Below are 19,472 nucleotides of genomic sequence, written 5' to 3' on the forward strand. Positions count from 1 at the left end.
TGGACCCGAACGGGTGGGAATGGCGGTTCGCCTGGCGAGCGGTGAGGCGTTCTGCCTAGGCTGCCTCGGCATGAAGGGGTGGCCGTCAGGGCCGCTTCGCGGTGATGGGGCGCGGGAGAACAACCGGTGGACCACTACGGCAACAAGTCCGGCAAATTGGTGCGGGACCGGATTCCGCAGATCATCCGCGAGGACGGGGCCGAGCCGGTCACGTACACCGCGGGGCCGCGGGAGTACCGCGACCGGCTGCGGGACAAGCTCTGCGAGGAGGCCGCCGAGGTTCTGGAGGCCGACGACGAGAAGGCGCCGGAGGAACTCGCGGACGTCCTGGAGGTCGTGCACGCGCTCGCCGCGGACCTGGGGATCGACACCGCCCAGCTGGAGAAGATCCGCGAGGCCAAGGCGAGTGAGCGCGGCGGCTTCGCGGAGCGCATCGTCTGGACCGGCAATCGCTGACCGCTTCGGCGAGAGGCCGGTACACGGTTTCGTGCACCACGTCGTACGCGACCGGGGACGTTGGATGGGTGCGCAACCTCGTGCACCACGTCGCGGACGGCCGGGGACGTTCGCCCGTACGTTCTTAGGCCGCCGGTTTGGTCAGGACCACATGGCAGACCCCCGGCAGCGGCAGCACCGGGGCTGCGTCGGCGGGCAGGAGCCCGGCCTGGCGGGCCAGCGCGGTGATCTCGCCGGGGGCGATGCCGCGCTGGAAGGTTCCCTTGGACCGGCTGGACCAGAACCCGTCGTGATGGACGCTCCAGCTGCCGTCCGCGGCGGCCTTGGTGATCTCTTCCGGTGAGCGGGTGACGACCACGAGATGCCCGCCGGGGCGCGCGAAGGACGCCGCGTCCTTGAGGGCCTGGATCCGCTGCCAGGGGTCTGGCAGCACGTTGAGGACGAACATCGAGGTGACCAGGTCGAAGCCGCTGTGTTCGGGGCGGGGCCAGCCGAAGTCCTCGTGCGGGTCGAAGCCCTCGGCGGCCAGGTTCACCGAGCGGTAGTGGGCGACGTCGGCGCCGCGGCCGCAGCCGTGGTCCAGGACGCTCTTGATGCCGAGCGGGCCGGTCAGGTGCCCGGTCACCGCCCGGGAGGCCGGGGAGGGCGCCTGGCGGCTCATCGCAGTCCTATGGGGCTGATACTCCCGCCGGGCCGGGTCGGCGGCCGGCCTGCCGCCGGTCAGGTCGCTCAGCGCGAAGAGCACGTCGTCCGGCTCGGCCGCCTGTAGGGACAGGGGCAGATCGATCAGCAGCGCGGAGTGGTCGGTGAACGCGGCCGGGCCGCTTCGCACCGAGGAGTCCACGGTGACGGTGGTGGTCCCCGTCAGATGGCCGCTGAGCAGGGCGAGATCGCAGCGGAAGCGGCTGGGCCGGCCGTTGAAGACCCGCTCGAAGGTGAAGACGGGCACCTTCCCGGCGGTGGTGTCGTCCAGGTTCGCGGCCTGCGTCAGCTGCTGCAGAGCGCGTCGTTCGGCCTCGGTGGTGAGGGTGCTGGTCTCCTCGCCGAACAGGCCGTCCTCGGGGCGGGGGGCGAGGTTGAAGTCCCCGCAGACCAGCAGGGGGCGCCCCTGCTCGGCGGTCGCCATTGCGGCGAGTCCGGCCAGCTGGGCGGCCCGGGAGGCACCGGCATAGGCATCGAGATGCACTTGGAGGACGGCAAGCCATTCCAGCTCGACCCGCTGGACCCACGGGGCCGGACAGGTCACGGCCGGCGGGGCCAGGTCCTCGCTGATCCAGGCGGCCAGATGCCCGTCCCCGCCGGCGAAGACGTAGCCGCCCAGTGTCGGTGGCGTCCGCTCGGCGGGCTTGAACGGCTCCTGGGCGAGCACGATCTTCACGCCGTGCTCGCGGAGCCAGGCGGCGAGGTTCGCGCGGGCGCCGGAGGCGCCGAGTCGCTTGTTGAGGTTGACCGAGGCCAGCAGCACGAGGGTCCTCCAGGGTCACAGGGGCAGGGGCCTGCCGGAGGCGGCCTCGTCGCGGAAGGCCTCCCACAGGATGTTCAGCGGGTGAGAGGCGTCGTACGTCTCGCGTTCGCCCTTGCGGGCGAAGACGCCGGAGACCAGCTGGAGCATGGGGTCGAAGTCGTCGGCGAAGTCGATGAGCCGGAACTCCTCGCTGGTGGGCAGGCGTCCGTCGACGGCGGCCTCGCCGAGGGAGCGGGCACACAGCATGCACCCATAGGTCATGCGGGACCGCAGCAGGGCGAGTCCGTAATAGATGTCGTCGATCTCGGCGGCGATCTGCAACTGCGAGCGGAAGTCCGGGCCGTACCAGCGCTCGACGAAGTCGGTGATCACCCCGTGTGAGGGGATGACCAGCGGCAGGCTCCGCAGCCGGTCGATCCCGACGGTCCGGGCGGCGAGTTCGCGCACCGGCAGGTTCGTCAGCAGGACCAGGCCCTCGCGATGCCACTCGAGGAAGTCGTACTCGGGGGCGACCCGGTCGGCGGCGGCGTCGGCAGCGAGTCCGCCGCACAGCAGGTCGACCTGGTTGGAGTCCAGGCGCTTCCAGAAGTCGCGGGTCCGCACATGCACGACCTTCAGCTCGATCTCCCGCTCCAGCAGCTGCGGGGCCACCCGCTCCCACACCCGCCCCAGAAAGCCGAGGGTGAACTCGGTGGTCCCCACCGTCAGCGTCGAGCCGAGCCGGCGGCGGGAGTCGGCAATGCCCTGCAGCCAGTCGGCGAAGGTCGCCCGTCCTCGCTCGACGACCTCCAGCCCGGTCGGGGTGAACAGGAAGTCCCGGCCCCGCCCCTGTTTGACCACCAGCAACTCGCCGGTCAGGGACTGGAAGTTGCGATTGAGGATGTCCAACTGCTTCTGAACGCTGGACTGCTCACGCCCGAGGACCTTCGCCGCGGCCAGTGCGGTCCCCGCCTCCCGCACGACGATCAGCGTCCTCAACTGGTCCCAGGTCAGGTCCAGAAGGGCGGGGGAACACGAGATCAGATCGGCGCGGAAACCCTCCGGACCCGGCACCTTCAACGGCCCGGACGGCAATGACGGCACCATGACGTCCCCTCCCTGACGCGGCTTCATCCAGCTTGCACTGTCCGCACGGCCAGCAGAACTGAACTTCTCCGCATTTCACCCCGAGAAAACCTTTAAATGTCCAACCGGACATATAGAAAACGCGGAGTATCCCGGGGAACATTTCAGCAGCCGCCTTCGATCCGAAAGGCGAGGATCACAGCGCTGCCTGAATCCGGGGGTGAGCCATGCTCTCAGTCGAGTCGATCAACCGGCTGATCAAACAGAACGCTCTGGAATGGCCCGGCCAACTCCGCGGAGACGGACTCCTGTTGACGCTCGGCTCGCCGCTGCAGCCGCTGACCGCGCCGAGCGCGCAGGTCATCGACCTGGCCGACCAGGCGAGCATCGACGACCTCTACGGCGAGCCGGTCACCGACTGGACGAGCTACGAGATGATGCCCGGCGAGATGTTGCTGGGCTCGGTCGAACAGCCCCTGCGGCTCGGCGCCGGACTGATGGGCATGATCGGCGGGCTGAGCCACCTGGCCCGCGTCGGCCTGGCCGTCCACGTCACCAGCCCGTTCGTGCTGCCCGGCTGGAACGGGCACCTGACGCTGGAGCTGGTCAACGTCGGCCCCGCCGTCCTGCGGCTGCACCACGGCATGCCGCTGGGACGCCTGCTCGTCTTCGCCCTGGACGGCCCCCGGCCCGACGACAGGGCACCCCACCCCTTCTACGGCCGTGAGGCCGACCTGAAGAGCCGATACGCCGACGAGTTCCCCACCGACCCGAATCCGAGGTGACCGTGATGGACTGCCAGTTCTGCACCGAGTTCGCCGCACCCGAGAGCACGCCCCGGATCATCACCGAGACCGACGGCGGCTGGGTGCTGCTGCCGACCATCGGCGCCCTCACCCCGGGCTACTGCCTGTTCATGCCGCTTGAGCACCTGGACGCCGCCGCCGACGTCACCCCCGCCGACCTCCAGCGCGTCGCCGAGGAGACCGAGGGTATGCGCGCGCTCATCCAGGCCCGCTACGGGCCGGTGATCCTGGCCGAACACGGGCCGCGTGACTGTGAACCGGGCGCCTCCTGCTGCAGCCATTGCCACCTGCACCTGATCCCCGTCCCCGACCCGGACGAGATCACCGCCGCCTACGAGAAGGTCGGCGGGCCGGGCCTGCGGCTCACCTCCATGACCGGCCTCCCCGCGGCTGCGGACGGCTCCTACCTCTACCTCTCCCCGCGGCCCGGCGAGCACTACTACTGGCCCTCGGCGGGCTTCGCCCGGCAGTTCGTACGCCGCGTCAGCGCGGACCAGCTCGGCATCGGCGACTCCTACGACTGGCGAGATCACCCCTTCGCCGAGAACCGCCGGCGCACCTTCGCCGAGCTGACCGCCGACCTGCGCCTCGCGGACGCCGCCTGAGCAAGGAGAGGAAGGGGACGGAGCGATGGCGAAACCCCTGCCCTGCCCGCTCCATGCGCTGACCGCCGCCGAGCTGGCGGCGGCGGCCAAGGACCGGCGCTGGCCGAAGTGGCAGACCATGGCCCTGCTGCACTCGCTGAAACTGCCCGTGCTCAACGCCTGCGTCATCCCGCCCGGCCACAGCGCGGCCGCCGTTCGCACCGCCGCCCACGTCCTGGCCGCCGCCACCGGCACCCAGACGCTGATGATCCGCTCGGACGGCGGGGTGGAGAAGAAGCGGTACTACCGAGGCGGCAACACCTTCGGACTCGAGGAGATCGGGCCGAGGGCAGCCGCTCTGCTGGCGGACGGACGGGCGGTGATCCTCGCCGAGCCCACCAACCGCTTCACCAACCGACTCACCGTCCTGGTCCGCATGGACCGGCCCGGCCCCGGCCGCCCCGGGTCGCTGACCCTGGAGGCCCTCGGGCCCGGCTACGACGTCGCGGACCTGACCCGCGGGCAGATCCCGCCGCAGGTCACCGCCCACCTCGACGACATCGACTTCGACCACTACCAGCCGCCCCGCTGGCACGAGTGGAAGATCACCGGGGACCAGTGCCCCGGCGGCGAGGACGCCCGCCGCACCCGCCGCCTGGAGCGGCTCGCCGCCCAGACCCTCACCGACGGCGGCCACCTCGACGGCGAGGCCGGCGCCGAGCACGCCGAGACCTGGCTGCGACAGCGCGGCCACCTGCACCTGTTCGCCCCGCAGTCCACCCGCGAGGCCCTGGCCGAGCGCGCCCACCGGCTCTTCGCCGACGCCTTCGTCCTCGCGAGGTCCCAGCCGAACCGGAACTGGCACTGCCTGGCCACCGCGTTCTCCGTCCTCGCCGAGCCCCGCACCGTCTACTGGGACCTGGTCGACGGCGAACACAAGTACGCCGCGACGGCACCGGCCGCCGCCCGACAGCAGGAGCGGGCCGCATGAGCACCGAACCGATCTACCTCGACCACCAGGCCACCACCCCGCTGGACGGGCGCGTCCTGGAGGCGATGCTGCCGTTCCTCACCCGTGAGTACGGCAACCCCTCCAGCCCGCACACCTTCGGACGCACCGCCGCCAAGGCCGTTCGCACCGCCCGCCGCCAGGTCTCCGACCTGGTCGGCGCGAAGAACGAGCTGGAGATCGTCTTCACCTCCGGCGCCACCGAGGCCAACCACCTCGCGATCGTCGGCGCCGCCCTTGCCGCCCGCCCGCGCGGCGGGCACATCGTCACCACCGCGATCGAGCACAAGGCCGTCCTCGCCGCCTGCCGGCGACTGGTCGACCACCACGACTTCACCCTCACCCGCGTCGGCGTCGACCGGCACGGCCGCGTCCACCCCGCCGACATCGCCGCCGCCCTCACCCCGCACACGGTGCTCGTCTCGGTCATGCACGCCAACAACGAGATCGGCACCCTGCAACGGCTCGCGGCCATCGCCGAGATCACTGCCCCGCGCGGCATCGTCCTGCACACCGATGCCGCCCAGAGCGCCGGCTACGGGCTCCTCGACGTCACCGAACTCGGCGTCGACCTCGCGTCTTTGTCCGCCCACAAACTCCACGGCCCCAAGGGCATCGGCGCCCTCTACATCCGCGGCGGCACCCGCATCACCGCCCAGCAGACCGGCGGCGGACAAGAACGCGGACTGCGGGCCGGCACCCCCAACGTCCCCGCCATCGTCGGCTTCGGCAGCGCCGCCCACCTCATCGCCACCGACGCCGTCCCGCCCCCGACCCGCACCAGGGCCCTGCGCGACCAGCTCCAGGACCGCCTTCTGTCCGCGATCCCCGGCGCCACCGTCAACGGGCACCCGCACCGACGGCTGCCCGGGAACCTCAGCCTCACCCTCCCCGGCATCGAGGCCGCCGACCTCCTCGACCGCCTCCCCGGCATCGCCGCCTCCACCGGCTCGGCCTGCAACACCGGAAGCGGAGAGCCCTCCCACGTCCTCACCGCGATCGGCCTCACCCGCGACCAGGCCCGCGCGACCCTCCGGCTCAGCCTCGACCGCACCACCACCGACACCGACATCGACCGGGCCGCCGACCTCATCACCCGCACCGCACACACCCTGGTGCCGGCGATCGCCGACGCGGCCTGACCCGCCGCCCGACCCAGACCGCCCGCGCAGGCGCCCATCTCCAGACCCGCTGGAGAACGGAGCCCGTCGGAGCTAGGCGCTCTCCGTCACCGTCGCCCCCCAAGGCGCCCCCGGCACCACCAGCGGTGAGCCCGTCACCGGGTCCGGGACCACCACCGAGTCCAGGCCGAAGACCTCTCGTACGAGCTCGGCGGTGACGACCTCGCCCGGGGTGCCCTCGGCGACCACGCGGCCCGCCTTCATCGCGACCAGGTGGTCGGCGTACCGGGCGGCCTGGTTCAGGTCGTGCAGGACGAGGACGACCGTGCGTCCGCGGACCTGGTTGAGGCGTCGGACCAGGTCGAGGACCTCGACCTGGTGGGCGATGTCGAGGTAGGTGGTGGGCTCGTCGAGGAGGAGCAGGTCGGTCTCCTGGGCGAGGGCCATCGCGATCCACACGCGCTGGCGCTGCCCGCCGGACAGCTCGTCCACCGAGCGCTGGGCGAGGGAGGCGACGTCGGTGCGTTCCATCGCGTCGACGACGGCCCGCTCGTCCTCCTCGGACCACTGCTTCCACCACGCCTGGTGCGGCTGCCGGCCGCGTGCGACGAGGTCGCCGACGGTGATCGCCTCGGGGGCGACGGGGGTCTGCGGGAGCAGGCCGATGGACTGGGCGATCCGCTTGGTGGGGATCCTCGCGAGCTCCTCGCCGTCGAGCAGGACGGCCCCGCCCTTCGGCTTGAGGAGCCGTCCGAGCGCCCGCAGCGTCGTGGACTTGCCGCACGCGTTGGGGCCGACGATGACGGTGACCCGGCCGTCCGGGATCGCCAGGTCCAGCTCGTGGACGACGGTCCGCTCCTCGTACGCGAGGGTCAGCTCCCGCGCGGCCAGCCTGCTCACGATCTGCCTCCTATTCCACGGCTGCGCATGATCAGCCAGATCAGGTACGGGGCGCCGACCGCCGCCGTGAGGACGCCCACCGGCAGTTCGACGGGGGAGAAGAGCCGCCGGCCCAGCAGGTCGGCGGCGACGACGACCAGTGCGCCCATGAGCGCCGAGCCCAGGAGCGGGATCTGCGCCGTACGGGTGGTCCGGCGGGCGATCTGCGGGGCGAGCAGCGCCACGAAGTCGACCGGTCCGGCGACGCCCGTCGCGACCGACGCCAGGATGACGCCGACCGCCACGAGCCCGAGCCGGACCCGGCCGAGCCGCACCCCGAGCGCGGTCGCCGTGTCGTCGTCGAGCGCGACCGTCCGCTGGGCGCGGGCCGCCCACAGCACGGCCGGCAGCATCACGAGCAGGGTCACGCGCAGCGGCAGCGACTCGTCCCAGCCGCGCCCGTTGAGCGAGCCGGTCATCCAGATCTGCGCCTGCTGGGCGACCAGGTAGTCGCCCTTGGTCATGAACAGGGTGGTCAGCGAGCGCAGCGCGATGGCGAAGCCGATGCCGATGAGCACGAAGCGGGTGGCGTGCAGTCCGCCGCGCCAGGCGAAGACGTACACGAGCGCGGCGGCCAGCACCCCGCCGGCGATCGAGAGGTACGGCAGGACGGTGTACGAGGCGAGCCCGAAGGTCATCGCCGCCACGGTCACGGCGCCCGCGCCCTGGCTGATGCCGATGATGTCGGGGCTGGCGAGCGGGTTGCGGGCGACGGTCTGGATGAGGGCGCCCGCGACCCCGAACGCGGCGCCGACCATGAGGCCGGTGGCGAGCCGGGGCAGCCGCAGGTCCTCGACGACGAACGCGGCGGGCGTGCGCTCCCCGGTGAGGATCCGCAGGACCTCGGAGGGCGCGACGAAGCGTTCGCCGACGCAGAGGTACGCGACGCAGACGGCGGCCAGGAGGACGAGGAGCCCGCCGGCGACGAGCGCGGAGCGCCGGTGCACCAGGAAGGACGCGCGCCCGGCGCGTACGAGTCCGTACCCGGCGGGGCGGACGGAGCCGGGGCGGCCGGCCGGTCGGGAGAGGGTGCTCACGCGGGCACCGCCTTGCGCCGGACCAGGGTCACCAGGAACGGCACGCCGATCAGGGCCGTCATCACGCCCGCCGGGACCTCGCCCGGCGGGAAGAGGATCCGGCCCAGGACGTCCGAGACCAGCAGCATCACCGGTCCGATGAGCGCCGCCATCGGCAGCACCCAGCGGTGGTCGCTGCCGACGACCGCGCGGGCGATGTGCGGGACGGCGAGGCCGACGAAGGCGATCGGCCCGGCGGCGGCGACGGCGGCGCCGGTCAGCACGGTCGCGCCGAGCCCGCCGACGATCCGCACGGTCGCGACCCGCTGCCCGAGCCCCTTGGCGACGTCCTCGCCGAGCGCGAGGGCGTCCAGACCGCGGGCGACGGAGACCACGAGGACGGCGCCGAGCAGCAGGAAGGGCCAGATCTGGGCGACGATCTGGGCGTCCCGGCCGTCGAGCGAGCCGATCTGCCAGAACCGGAACTCGTCGAGGGCGGACGCCTTCGTGGTGAGGACGCCGGTCGTCACGGAGAGCAGCAGCGCGTTGATCGCGGCCCCGCCGAGCGCGAGTTTCACCGGGGTCGCGCCGCCGCGCCCCCGGGAGGCGACGGCGTACACGGCGACGGAGGCGAGGGCGGCGCCCGCGAAGGCGAACCACACGTATCCGGTGAGCGAGTGCACGCCGGCGAAGGCGATGGCGAGGACGACGCCGACGGAGGCGCCCTGGCTGATGCCGAGGATGCCGGGGTCGGCGATCGGGTTGCGGGTGATGCCCTGGAGGGCGGTCCCGGCGAGGGCGAGCGCGGCGCCGACCATGAGGCCGATCAGGGTGCGGGGCACCCGCAGCTGCCGGACGACCTCGGCGTCGGGGCTGGTGGCGCCGTGCAGCAGCGCGTCGACGACGGTGGACGGGGGGATGGCGCGGGCGCCGACCGCGAGGCTCAGCAGGATCGCGAGCAGCAGGGCGGCGACGGCCGCGCTGGTCGCGACGGCGCGCCGGGTACGTGGGCCGGTCATGTACACCCATCAGAGGGACGAGGTTCGGTAAGGCTTGGCTAAGTCTAGACAGCCGGCGCATTCGAACACCCGGGCACAATGACCCTTATGACGACGACGCGTGCGCAGCGCCCCCTGAGCCCCCTGACCGTGGGCTTCGACCTCGATCTGACCCTGCTCGACACCCGTCCCGGCATCAGGGCCGCGTTCGAGGCGTTCTCGGCCGCCACCGGCGTCCCGATCGACGCCGACCTGGTCGTCAGCCGGCTCGGACCGCCGCTGGAGCAGGAGCTCGCGCACTGGTTCCCGCAGGAGCGGGTGCCGGAGATGGCGGCCCTCTACCGGGAGTTCTACGGCGTCCACGCGATCGAGCCGACGGTGCCGATGCCGGGCGCGATGGATGCGATTCAAGCCGTTCGCGAGGCCGGTGGCCGGACCATCGTGGTGACCGCCAAGAACGAGCCGCAGGCCAAGCGGCACTTCGCCCACCTGGGCATCGAGCCCGACGCCGTCGTCGGCGGGCTCTTCGCCGAGGGCAAGGCGGAGGCGCTGCGCGCCCACGGCGCGGGGGTGTACGTCGGCGATCACGTCGGCGATGTGCGCGGGGCGGCGACCGCCGGCGCGTTCTCGGTCGCCGTGGCGACCGGCCCGTGCGCCCCCGAGGAGCTGAAGGCGGCCGGCGCGGACGTCGTCCTCGCCGACCTGACGGACTTCCGTACCTGGTGGGAGGGCTACCGGGGCTGAACCGTCGCGGCCTGGACCGCGCGGGCCCGGCGCCGCTGGACGGTGATCGAGCGGAGCACTCCGGCGCCGGCGACGAGGAATCCGACGCCCATCAGCATGGAGACGAGGTAGGCGACGGTCGGGAACGGCTCCGTTCCGAGGAACAGCGGAGCCACCGTGACCAGCGTCGCCACCGCTCCGACGATGAAGACGATCGCGCCGGCGCGGACCAGGCCGTCGCCCGGCGCGCTGTCGTCCGTGGGCGCCGCGGCGGCCGAGGGGGTTTCACTACGCATTCGGCCAGGGTAGTTCCCAGGCGCGGACAACAGTCCGGCGACGTCTTGTCACCGGGCCCGATCCCATTAGCCTTGGTGCCGGCGGGTCCGCGATCAGTGACTCGCCGTATTTCTTTCCGAGCCGGGATCCCGGCGCCCCCATCGAGTACGAGGACGAGGACGGACGTGCCTACCGGCAAGGTCAAATGGTTCAACAGCGAGAAGGGCTTCGGCTTTCTCTCCCGCGACGACGGCGGCGACGTCTTCGTGCACTCGTCGGTGCTCCCGGACGGCGTCGACGCCCTGAAGCCGGGCCAGCGCGTCGAGTTCGGTGTGGTCGCCGGGCAGCGCGGTGACCAGGCTCTCTCGGTGACGGTCCTCGACCCGACCCCGTCCGTCGCCGCGGCGCAGCGCCGTAAGCCCGACGAACTGGCGTCCATCGTCCAGGACCTCACCACGCTCCTGGAGAACATCACGCCGATGCTGGAGCGCGGGCGCTACCCGGAGAAGGTGCACGGCGCGAAGATCGCCGGCCTGCTCCGGGCCGTCGCCGACCAGCTGGACGTCTGAGCCCCCCCGCTAGGGGAAACGCAGCGCGTCCGGGCCGAGGGGCGGTACGAGCCCCTCGGCCGCGGCGCGCGTGAGCAGCCCGCGGACCGCCGCGTAGCCGGTCTCGCCGAGGTCCGCGGTGAACTCGTTGACGTAGAGACCGATGTGCTGATCGGCCACCTTCGGGTCCATCTCCTGCGCGTGCTCGAGTACGTACGGGCGGGAGACGGACGGGTCGTCCCAGGCCGTCCGGACCGAGGCCCGCGCCGCATCGGCGAGCAGCCGCAGGGTCTCCTCGCCGAGCGACCGCTTGGCGATGATGGCGCCCAGCGGGATGGGCAGCCCGGTGGTCCCCTCCCAGTACTCGCCCAGGTCGGCGAGCGCGTGCAGGCCGTAGTTCTTGTACGTGAAGCGGGCCTCGTGGATGACGAGCCCCGCGTCGACCTTGCCGTCGCGCACGGCGGGCATGATCTCGTGGAACGGCAGCACCACGACCTCGCCGACCCCGCCGGGGACGAGGTCCGCCGCCCACAGCCGGAACAGCAGATAGGCCGTCGACCGCTCGCTCGGCACGGCGACCGTCTTCCCGGCCAGTCCCGCGGGGCCTTCGGCCTGGGAGGTACCCCCGGCCCCCGGCTCCCGGGTCAGCACCAGCGGCCCGCAGCCGCGCCCCAGGGCGCCGCCGCAGGGCAGCAGGGCGTATTCGTCCAGGACCCAGGGCAGCACCGCGTACGACACCTTCAGGACGTCGTACGGGGCCTCGCCGTCCGCGGCCCAGCCGTTGGTGAGATCGATGTCGGCGAAGGTCACGTCCAGGCGCGGCGCGCCGGGGACCCGTCCGTGCGCCCAGGCGTCGAAGACGAAGGTGTCGTTCGGGCAGGGCGAGTAGGCGATCTTCAGCTTGGTCACGACGGGGACTCCGACTCCACGGGGGTGGGAACGGGGGTGGGAACGCGGGTGGGAACGGGGTCGTCCCCGGCGGCTGTCTCCGGGGCGGCCCCGGTGCCGGTGCGGGTGCCGGTGCTGGACCTGGTGTCGGTGCCGGCGGCCTCGACCACGTCCGGGAAGACCTCCCGGTCGAGCAGGCCGAAGGCGTCGCGCAGCGCGGCCAGCGCCTCCCCGATGCGCCAGGCGGCGCGGTCGCGCGGGCCGACGGCGTTGGACACGGCCCGGACCTCGACGACCGGCAGGCCGTACGCGGCGGCGGCCTCGGCGACCCCGAAGCCCTCCATCGCCTCGGCGACGGCCCCGGGGTGACGTGCCGCCAGCTCCGCGGCCCGCTCGGCGGTGCCGGTGACCGTGGAGACGGTCAGGACGGGCCCGACGGCGCACGGCCGCCCGCCGTCCGCGAGCGCGCCGGAGATCCGCGCGACGAGCTCCCCGGCGACCGGGTGCGCCGAACGGCCGAAGCCGAGCGCGTCGACGGGCAGGTACCCCTCGGGGGTCTGTGCCCCCAGGTCGGCGCCGACGACGGCGTCCGCCACCACGACCGCCCCGAGCGGGGCGTGCGGGGCGAAACCCCCGGCGATCCCGGCCGACACGACGAGCGCGTACGGGGCGGGCGCACAGGCCAGGGCCGTCGCCGTCGCGGCCGCCGCGGCGGCCGGACCGACGCCCGCGACGAGCACGTCGGCCCGCGCGTGGCGGCGCAGCGTGAAGCCGCCGGGCAGCGAGGACTTGTCCTCGCCCGGACCGGCGGACGCGAGACCGCCGGCGACGGAGTCGGCCTCCGCCGCCACGGCGGTCACGATGAGGATCCGGTGGATCAGGACTTCTTCTTCAGCTCGAAGTGCCAGATGCCGGTCACGGTCTTGCCGGTGTTCTGGACGATCGTGACCTGGGTCTTGTTCGTCGCCTCGCCGGACTGGCTGGAGAAGAAGGCGCTGGCCGGAATGGTCCGGTACGTCTTCTTGTACGGCTCCGGCTCGGCCTGCTGGCCGCCCAGGAAGATCGTCCAGCCGTTCTCGGCGATCTCCGGGTCGACACCGAACCGGATCTTGTCGTCGGACTCGACGCTGATGGACTTCTCGGCCTTCTTGTTGAGGCAGGCCGCGATCTGCGACTCCTTGAGGGGGTCGCCGTCGTTGTAGCAGGCCGCCTCGGAGTTCACCGACTCGGTCCCGACCGTCACGGTCGCGAGCGGCGTCGGCTTGTCGCAGGCGGAGAGGACGAGGAGCCCGGCGGAGACGGCCCCGATGGCCACGACGGCCCGGCGGCGCTTGCGGGTGAGGAACGCAACGGTCATGGGCCGAAGGCTATCGGGCCGCCGCGCCCACGCCACGCGGGGGTACGGCGTGCCGCCGCCGGAGCGACCCGTTGTAGGGATTCGTCCCACCTCGCGGGCCCACCTCGCGGGCCCACCGCACGGGCCCACCTCGCGGGCCCACCGCACGGGCCCACCTCGCGGGCCCACCGCACGGGCCCACCGCACGGGCCCGCCCCGCCGGCTAGGCCGCCCGCGCCTTCGCCGCCCCGCCCCGCCCCTTCTGCCGCCGTGCGGCGGCGAGCAGGCCCCGTACGGACAGCGCGGCCCCCACCGCCAGGATCCCGGCGGCCACCGCCATCCCCAGCGTCCCGTTCAGCGGCAGCGCGATGCCGATGCCGCCGCCCACCACCCACGCCATCTGCAGCGCCGTCTCCGAACGGGCGAAGGCCGAGGTGCGGACGAGTTCCGGCACGTCGCGCTGGATCAGGGCGTCCAGGGACAGCTTCGACAGGGCCTGGGTCAGGCCGGCGACCGCGCCGAGGACCGCGACCATCAGGCCGCCGAAGAAGACCGCCGTGCAGATCGCGGTGGCCAGGACCGCCGACACCATGGTGGCGATGATCACCTCGGGCCCGTGTCCGCGGTCCCGCAGCAGGGAGCCCATCGCCGTCCCGCACGCGTTGCCGACGCCCGCCGCCACGCCGACGATCCCCAGGGAGACGGCGGCGCTCTGCCCCGACAGCGGGTGCACGCGCAGCAGGAACGCCAGGAAGAAGATCAGGAAACCCGACAGCATCCGCTGCGAGGCGTTCGCCTGGAGCCCGTGCAGGACGGACGGGCCGACCGTCCGCAGACTCGGCCTCTTCTCGCCGTGCGTCAGCAGGTGGGCCCGCCGTTCACCCTTCGCCGAGTCGACCTTGGGCGGCATCCGCAGCGCCCAGAACGTGCCGAGCAGGAACAGCGCGCACGCCCCGTACAGCGGCCAGGCCGGGCCGATCAGCTGGAGCCCGGCGCCGATCGGCGCGGCGATGCCGGTGGCGAGCAGCCCGGCGAGCGTCACCCGGGAGTTCGCCTTCACGAGGGAGAAGTCCGGTGGCAGCAGCCGGGGCACGACGGCGCTGCGGACCACCCCGTACGCCTTCGAGGCCACGAGCACGCCGAGCGCCGCCGGATAGAGCTGGATCCCGCCGGTGGCGACCGCCGCGGACATGGCGATGGCCAGCACCGCCCGGGTCAGCATCGCCCCGGCCATGGCGGCGCGCCGGCCGTGCGGGACGCGGTCCAGGAGCGGGCCGATGACGGGGGCGAGAAGAGTGAAGGGCAGCATCGTGATGCCCAGGTAGAGCGCGACACGGCCGCGCGCCTCGTCCGTGGGCACCGCGAAGAAGACCGTGGTGGCGAGCGCGACGGTGATCATGACGTCGCCGGCGCCGTTCACGGCGTGCAGCTCGATCAGTTTGCCCAGGCCGGACTCGCCCGCGCCGTGGGCGTGGGTGGCTCGCCGGATGCCCCTGGCCGTACCGGTGAAGGGCAGGTGGAGGGCGCGCCCGACCTTCCGGCCCGCTCGGCTGAGCGGCCCGGCATGATCGTGGGATCGTGCGGAAGACCGTGCGGCTGCCACTCCGTCATAGTGCCCCACGCGCCCCTTCCGCGAACCGTGGCGCGGCCCGGATGACGTCCGCGATGCGGGCCGTTTGGTACGGGCAGGTGGGCGGCGGGCGGCGGAGAGGGTAGCGTGCGTAGCGCGTCACCGGCGGATGTTCTCGGCCGCGCGCCTCTTCGGCATCCCGCAGAATGGATGGCGATAGGTGTGCCCGAGACGCGCGAGTCATGTCGGGCGTGGACGTCGATGCGGCCCTCTGGTCCGCTCCGCCCACGACCCGGGACTTCGCTCCCGCTCCTCGGCCGGCGCACCCGTGAGACGGCGTAGGAGAGAAGCGAGACCTGTGAGTGCTGCGACGACGCGAACCCCGCGTACCCCGCGAGCCACGCGTACCCCCGACCGCCTCTGCGTCGAGGCCGTAGAGCTCGCCCGCGAGGCCGCCGAGGAGGCGGCCGCCCCCGGCATCGTCGGCGAGCACGTCGAGGCGATCGCCGAGGGCGACCGGGTCGTCACGCACTTCTTCGAGTGCAAGGAGCCCGGTTACCGGGGCTGGCGGTGGGCCGTGACGGTCACCCGCGCCTCCCGCGCGAAGAACGTCACGCTGGACGAGACCGTCCTGCTGCCCGGCTCCGACGCCCTCCTGGCGCCCGAGTGGGTGCCGTGGAGCGAGCGGCTGCGGCCCGGCGACATGGGCCCCGGCGACCTGCTCCCCACCGAGCAGGACGACCCGCGCCTGGAGCCCGGCTACTCCGGCGAGGACGCGCCGCCGCCGAACTCGGCCGTCTCCGAGGAGCTGGCCGAGCACCTGGACGTCGAGGACGCGGAGATCGTGTCCCGTACGCCGTCCCGGGGCGCGATCTCGGCGGTCGCCGAGGAGCTCGGGATGCGGCGCGCCCGCGTCCTGTCCCGGTACGGCCTGCACGTCGCGGCCGACCGCTGGGACGAGGCGTTCGGCCCGAAGACTCCGATGGCCCAGGCGGCGCCCGCCACCTGCGTCTCCTGCGCCTTCCTGGTGCCGATGGCCGGGTCGCTGAAGCAGGCGTTCGGCGTGTGCGCCAACGAGTTCTCGCCGGCCGACGGCCGGGTCGTCTCCCTGTCGTACGGCTGCGGCGGCCACTCGGAGGCGGCGGTCATGCCGAAGCCCCCGCGCCCGGCCCCCCCGGTCCTGGACTCGATGGCCACCGACGCCTTCCCCCTCCGCCCCGCCAAGGACTCGGGCTCCACGTCCGAGCCCGACACGAGCTCGGACGACCTGGGCCACTCCTGACCGACGGGTCGGTGCGGGCCGGTGCGGGCTGGTGCCGGTGCGGGCCGCGGGGGGCGTGACCGTGCCCCCGCACGCCCCCGCTCCCTGACGTGCCCCCGCGCCGAGCGTGCCGCGGGGCGCGGTACCTTCGGGCCCCGGCCAGTTGCCCGTCACGGAGAGTGGAGTCAGACGTGAGCGTCAGCGTCAGGACGTCGACCGACGGAACCGACCCCTTCGGTACCGCACGGCTCCGCAGAGGCGTGCTCGACGTGTGGGGCGCGGGACCCGCCAGGTTCCGGGAGGACGCCAACGCCGAGGAGGACCTGGTCCTCGGGGGCTACCGGGACCGGCTCGTCGTCGAGCTGGCCCAGAACGCCGCCGACGCCGCCGGCCGCGCCGGTGTCACCGGCCGGCTGCGGCTCACGCTGCACCCGGCGGACAGCGACGGCCCCGCCGTCCTCGCCGCCGCCAACACGGGCGCCCCGCTGGACGCCACCGGCGTGGAGAGCCTGTCCACCCTCCGCGCGTCCGCGAAGCGGACCGAGCACGACACCACGTCCGTGGGACGGTTCGGCGTCGGATTCGCCGCCGTCCTCGCGGTCTCCGACGAGCCCGCCGTGCTCGGCCGGCACGGCGGCGTCCGCTGGTCCCTCGCCGAGGCCCGCGAGCTCGCCGCGGACGCCGCCCGGCACAGTCCCGGCCTCGGCGACGAACTGCGCCGCCGCGACGGCCACGTACCGCTGCTGCGGCTCCCGTTGCCCGCCGAGGGCACCGCCCCCGACGGCTACGACACCGTCGTCGTGCTGCCGCTGCGGGACTCCGCCGCCGTCGACCTCGCCGAACGCCTGCTCGACTCGATCGACGACGCCCTGCTGCTCGCCCTCCCCGGTCTCACCGAGGTCCTCGTCGAGACGGCGGCCGGTGTCCGGTCACTCGTACGGAGCGAGGGCGACGGGTACGTGCACATCACCGACTCCGCCGACTCCGCCGACCGCGCCGCCGGCACCCACCGGTGGCGGACCGTCAGTCACGCCGGCCCCCTCGACCCGGCCCTCCTCAAGGACCGGCCCGTCGAGGAGCGGCTGCGCCCGCACTGGTCGGTCACCTGGGCCGTCCCCGTGGACGGGGAGGGCGCCCCGCGCTACCCGCGCACGGCCGGCGTCGTGCACGCCCCCACCCCCACCGACGAGCCGCTCGGCATCCCCGCCCTGCTCATCGCCTCGTTCCCGCTGGACACCGCCCGCCGGCACCCGGCGCCCGGACCGCTCACCGACTTCCTGGTGGAACGGGCCGGCGACGCCTACGCCGAACTCCTCGCCGGATGGCAGCCGGTGACCCCCGCCACCCTCGACCTCGTGCCCGGCCCGCTCGGCAAGGGCCCCCTCGACGGCGCGCTGCGCGCCGCCGTCCTGGACCGGCTGCCCCGGGTCGCCTTCCTCGCCCCCGCCACCGCCTCCGAGGACCTGCCCGCGCTGCGCCCGATCGAGGCGGAGGTCGTGGAGGGAGCCGGTGCCGAGACGGTCGAGGTGCTGGCCGAGGTCTTCCCGACGCTGCTCCCGGCCGGCCTGGAGCGGCGCGTCGAGCTGCGCACGCTGGGCGTCGGCCGGGTGCCGCTGACCGAGGCCGTCGACCGGCTCGCCGGCGTCGACCGGGCCCCGTCCTGGTGGTGGCGCCTGTACGACTCGCTGGCCGGCGTCGACCCGGACCGGCTGACCGGCCTCCCGGTGCCGCTGGCCGCGCCGGAGGCGCCCGAGGAGCGGCCCGACCCGTACCCGGACGAGCTCGGCGACGCCGCCCCGCAGCCCGCCCGGGTCCGCACCACCATCGGCCCCCGGCAGGTCCTCCTGCCGCAGGAGCGCACCCCGGCCGAGCTGACCCGGCTCGGCCTGAAGGTGGCGCACCCGGAGGCCGCCCACCCGCTCCTGGAGAAGCTGGGCGCGCTCCCCGCCACGCCCCGGGCCGTGCTGACGACCCCGCAGGTCCGGGCGGCCGTCGCCGCCTCCCTGGACGCGGGGGAGATCTGGGACGAGGACGCCGACGCCCTGGACGCGGAGGAGCTCGCCGAGACGGTCCTCGCGCTCGTCCGGGACGCGGACCTGGCCCCCGGCGACGAGCCGTGGCTCGGGGCGCTCGCACTGCCCGACGAGGACGGCGAGACCGCCCCGGCCGGGGAGCTGGTCATGCCCGGCTCGGCCTTCGCCGCCGTGATGCGGGAGGGCGAACTGGCCCTGGTCGACCAGGAGCTGGCCGACCGTTGGGGCGAGCAGCCGCTCGCCGCCTGCGGGGTGCTCGCCGGCTTCACCCTCGTACGCGCCGCCGACCTGGTCCTCGACCCGGACGAACTGGAGCCCCGTGAGGGTGACTTCGCCGAGCCCGACGACGCCGGCCTGCTGGACGCCGTCGACGTGTGGTGCGAGGACGTCCTGGACCGCCTGCCCGAGACCCCGGTGCCGCCGGTCGCCACCGAGATCGTCGCGGTGCGCGACCTCGACCTGGTCGACGACGACGCCTGGCCGCAAGCCCTCGCCCTGCTCGCCCGCCCGCCGCTGCGGGACGCGCTGACCCAGCCGGTGCGGGTGCTGCTGCCGGACGGCACCACGGAGACCGTCCGCTCGTACACCGCCTGGTGGCTGCGCGACCACCCCGTCCTCGACGGGCGGCGCCCCGCCGGCCTGCGCGCCGCGGGCACGGACCCGCTCCTGATCGGCCTGTACGACCCGGCCGACGCGACCGGCTTCGAGGACGAACAGGTCCTGCGCGCCCTGGGCGTACGGACCTCGGTCCCGCTGCTCCTGGACGAGCCCGGCGGCGCCGCCGAGCTCCTGGCCCGCCTGGCCGACCCGTCACGCGAGGTGTCGGGCGCCCAGCTCCACGCCCTGTACACGGCCCTGGCCGACCTCGACCCGGAGCAGGTCACCCTCCCCGACGAGCTGCGCGCGGTCGTGGACGGCGCCCTGGTGGTGGTCGACGCGGCCGACGCGCTGGTCGCCGACGCCCCCGACCTGCTGCCGCTGGCCGCGGGCCTGCCGCTGCTGCCGGTCGCCCCGGCCCGGGCGGCCGAACTGGCCGAGCTGTTCCAGGTGCGCCGGCTCAGCGAGGCGGTCGACGCCGAGGTCACGACGGTCGGCGAGGAGCACGAGGTCCCCCCGGCGGTGCACGCGCTGCTCGGCCCGGCGACCCCCGCCACCTACGTCGAGCACGAGGAACTGCGCGCCGCCGACACGGAACTCGACTGGCGCCGCACCCCCGACGGCGCCATCCACGCCGCCACCCTGGAGGGCGTCGCCGCGGGCCTCGCCTGGGCGGCGGGGCAGTGGCCCCGCCGCTTCGAGGTGGCGGCCCTCCTGGAGGACCCGTCGCGGACGGCGGAGCTCGCGAGGGACCGCTGGTTCGACTGATCGGTCGATCGGC

At 73.8% G+C, this 19,472-nt stretch carries 18 protein-coding genes and 1 pseudogene; 9 read left to right on the top strand and 10 right to left on the bottom strand.

Features of this window, described 5'->3' with window-relative positions; genetic code table 11:
- Positions 1 to 126 precede the first annotated feature (126 nt).
- Complete coding sequence (locus AB0Q96_RS01345; protein WP_365320963.1) at positions 127 to 456, top strand: nucleoside triphosphate pyrophosphohydrolase; 330 nt, start codon at positions 127 to 129, stop codon at positions 454 to 456.
- A 124-nt stretch (positions 457 to 580) separates the two neighbouring features.
- Here the strand turns inward: AB0Q96_RS01345 and AB0Q96_RS01350 are convergent, their stop codons facing one another.
- Together AB0Q96_RS01350 and AB0Q96_RS01355 are read right to left on the bottom strand one after the other, a co-directional pair.
- Positions 581 to 1,921, bottom strand: a complete 1,341-nt coding sequence (locus tag AB0Q96_RS01350; RefSeq protein WP_365320964.1) for an endonuclease/exonuclease/phosphatase family protein — start codon at positions 1,919 to 1,921, stop codon at positions 581 to 583.
- Positions 1,922 to 1,936: 15 nt separating this feature from the next.
- On the bottom strand, positions 1,937 to 3,007 hold the full coding sequence (locus AB0Q96_RS01355) for a LysR family transcriptional regulator (protein ID WP_365320965.1): 1,071 nt from the start codon (positions 3,005 to 3,007) through the stop codon (positions 1,937 to 1,939).
- 206 nt (positions 3,008 to 3,213) lie between these two features.
- On the opposite strand from AB0Q96_RS01355, the gene AB0Q96_RS01360 reads away from it, so the two are divergent.
- Genes AB0Q96_RS01360 through AB0Q96_RS01375 form a run of 4 tightly spaced genes read left to right on the top strand, consistent with a single transcriptional unit; the run spans position 3,214 to position 6,527 of the window.
- Entirely contained in the window at positions 3,214 to 3,771 is a 558-nt protein-coding gene (locus AB0Q96_RS01360) for a hypothetical protein (RefSeq protein ID WP_365320966.1), read from the top strand.
- A gap of 5 nt (positions 3,772 to 3,776) precedes the next feature.
- Positions 3,777 to 4,397: a hypothetical protein gene (locus AB0Q96_RS01365; protein ID WP_365320967.1), complete on the top strand. Its 621-nt coding sequence runs from the start codon at positions 3,777 to 3,779 to the stop codon at positions 4,395 to 4,397.
- 25 nt (positions 4,398 to 4,422) lie between these two features.
- Positions 4,423 to 5,367 (top strand): hypothetical protein, encoded by a 945-nt coding sequence (locus AB0Q96_RS01370; RefSeq protein WP_365320968.1) that lies wholly within the window; start codon positions 4,423 to 4,425, stop codon positions 5,365 to 5,367.
- On the top strand, positions 5,364 to 6,527 hold the full coding sequence (locus AB0Q96_RS01375; RefSeq protein ID WP_365320969.1) for a cysteine desulfurase family protein: 1,164 nt from the start codon (positions 5,364 to 5,366) through the stop codon (positions 6,525 to 6,527). Before AB0Q96_RS01370 ends, AB0Q96_RS01375 begins: the two co-directional genes overlap by 4 nt.
- 72 nt (positions 6,528 to 6,599) lie before the next feature.
- On the opposite strand, the gene AB0Q96_RS01380 is transcribed toward AB0Q96_RS01375, so the two are convergent.
- From AB0Q96_RS01380 to AB0Q96_RS01390, 3 genes are read right to left on the bottom strand one after another with little or no spacing between them, the layout of a single operon-like run.
- Positions 6,600 to 7,406 (bottom strand): ABC transporter ATP-binding protein, encoded by an 807-nt coding sequence (locus AB0Q96_RS01380; protein WP_365320970.1) that lies wholly within the window; start codon positions 7,404 to 7,406, stop codon positions 6,600 to 6,602.
- A complete protein-coding gene (locus tag AB0Q96_RS01385; protein ID WP_365320971.1) occupies positions 7,403 to 8,482 on the bottom strand; it encodes an iron chelate uptake ABC transporter family permease subunit in 1,080 nt (359 codons plus the stop codon). Before AB0Q96_RS01385 ends, AB0Q96_RS01380 begins: the two co-directional genes overlap by 4 nt.
- Complete coding sequence (locus AB0Q96_RS01390; RefSeq protein WP_365320972.1) at positions 8,479 to 9,480, bottom strand: iron chelate uptake ABC transporter family permease subunit; 1,002 nt, start codon at positions 9,478 to 9,480, stop codon at positions 8,479 to 8,481. Before AB0Q96_RS01390 ends, AB0Q96_RS01385 begins: the two co-directional genes overlap by 4 nt.
- A gap of 87 nt (positions 9,481 to 9,567) precedes the next feature.
- Between AB0Q96_RS01390 and AB0Q96_RS01395 the strand changes: the two genes are divergently transcribed.
- Positions 9,568 to 10,203, top strand: a complete 636-nt coding sequence (locus AB0Q96_RS01395; protein ID WP_365320973.1) for an HAD family hydrolase — start codon at positions 9,568 to 9,570, stop codon at positions 10,201 to 10,203.
- Here the strand turns inward: AB0Q96_RS01395 and AB0Q96_RS01400 are convergent.
- Positions 10,191 to 10,478 carry a hypothetical protein gene (locus tag AB0Q96_RS01400; RefSeq protein WP_365320974.1) on the bottom strand — a complete coding sequence of 96 codons (288 nt, stop codon included), beginning with the start codon at positions 10,476 to 10,478 and terminating at the stop codon, positions 10,191 to 10,193. The two genes, AB0Q96_RS01395 and AB0Q96_RS01400, sit on opposite strands and share 13 nt — an antisense overlap.
- 165 nt (positions 10,479 to 10,643) lie before the next feature.
- On the opposite strand from AB0Q96_RS01400, the gene AB0Q96_RS01405 reads away from it, so the two are divergent.
- Positions 10,644 to 11,027, top strand: coding sequence for a cold-shock protein (locus tag AB0Q96_RS01405; protein ID WP_132912020.1), 384 nt, complete (start codon positions 10,644 to 10,646; stop codon positions 11,025 to 11,027).
- Positions 11,028 to 11,036: 9 nt separating this feature from the next.
- Here the strand turns inward: AB0Q96_RS01405 and AB0Q96_RS01410 are convergent, their stop codons facing one another.
- From AB0Q96_RS01410 to AB0Q96_RS01425, 4 genes and pseudogenes are all read right to left on the bottom strand, one after another.
- Complete coding sequence (locus AB0Q96_RS01410; protein WP_365320975.1) at positions 11,037 to 11,915, bottom strand: 1,4-dihydroxy-6-naphthoate synthase; 879 nt, start codon at positions 11,913 to 11,915, stop codon at positions 11,037 to 11,039.
- A gap of 170 nt (positions 11,916 to 12,085) precedes the next feature.
- Positions 12,086 to 12,775: pseudogene (locus AB0Q96_RS01415) on the bottom strand (futalosine hydrolase); the annotation flags it as partial.
- Positions 12,772 to 13,251 (bottom strand): DUF2771 domain-containing protein, encoded by a 480-nt coding sequence (locus AB0Q96_RS01420; protein ID WP_365320976.1) that lies wholly within the window; start codon positions 13,249 to 13,251, stop codon positions 12,772 to 12,774. The gene AB0Q96_RS01420 and the pseudogene AB0Q96_RS01415, both read right to left, overlap by 4 nt.
- 202 nt (positions 13,252 to 13,453) lie before the next feature.
- Complete coding sequence (locus AB0Q96_RS01425; protein WP_365320977.1) at positions 13,454 to 14,833, bottom strand: MFS transporter; 1,380 nt, start codon at positions 14,831 to 14,833, stop codon at positions 13,454 to 13,456.
- Between the two features lie 325 nt (positions 14,834 to 15,158).
- On the opposite strand from AB0Q96_RS01425, the gene AB0Q96_RS01430 reads away from it, so the two are divergent.
- Positions 15,159 to 16,082, top strand: a complete 924-nt coding sequence (locus AB0Q96_RS01430; RefSeq protein WP_365320978.1) for a DUF3027 domain-containing protein — start codon at positions 15,159 to 15,161, stop codon at positions 16,080 to 16,082.
- A 158-nt stretch (positions 16,083 to 16,240) separates the two neighbouring features.
- The gene (locus AB0Q96_RS01435) at positions 16,241 to 19,459 is read left to right on the top strand and encodes a molecular chaperone Hsp90 (protein ID WP_365320979.1); all 3,219 of its coding nucleotides are present in this window, start codon (positions 16,241 to 16,243) and stop codon (positions 19,457 to 19,459) included.
- Positions 19,460 to 19,472: the final 13 nt, after the last annotated feature.

The sequence above is a fragment of the Streptomyces sp. NPDC093111 genome (assembly GCF_040683955.1).
GTDB lineage: Bacteria > Actinomycetota > Actinomycetes > Streptomycetales > Streptomycetaceae > Streptomyces.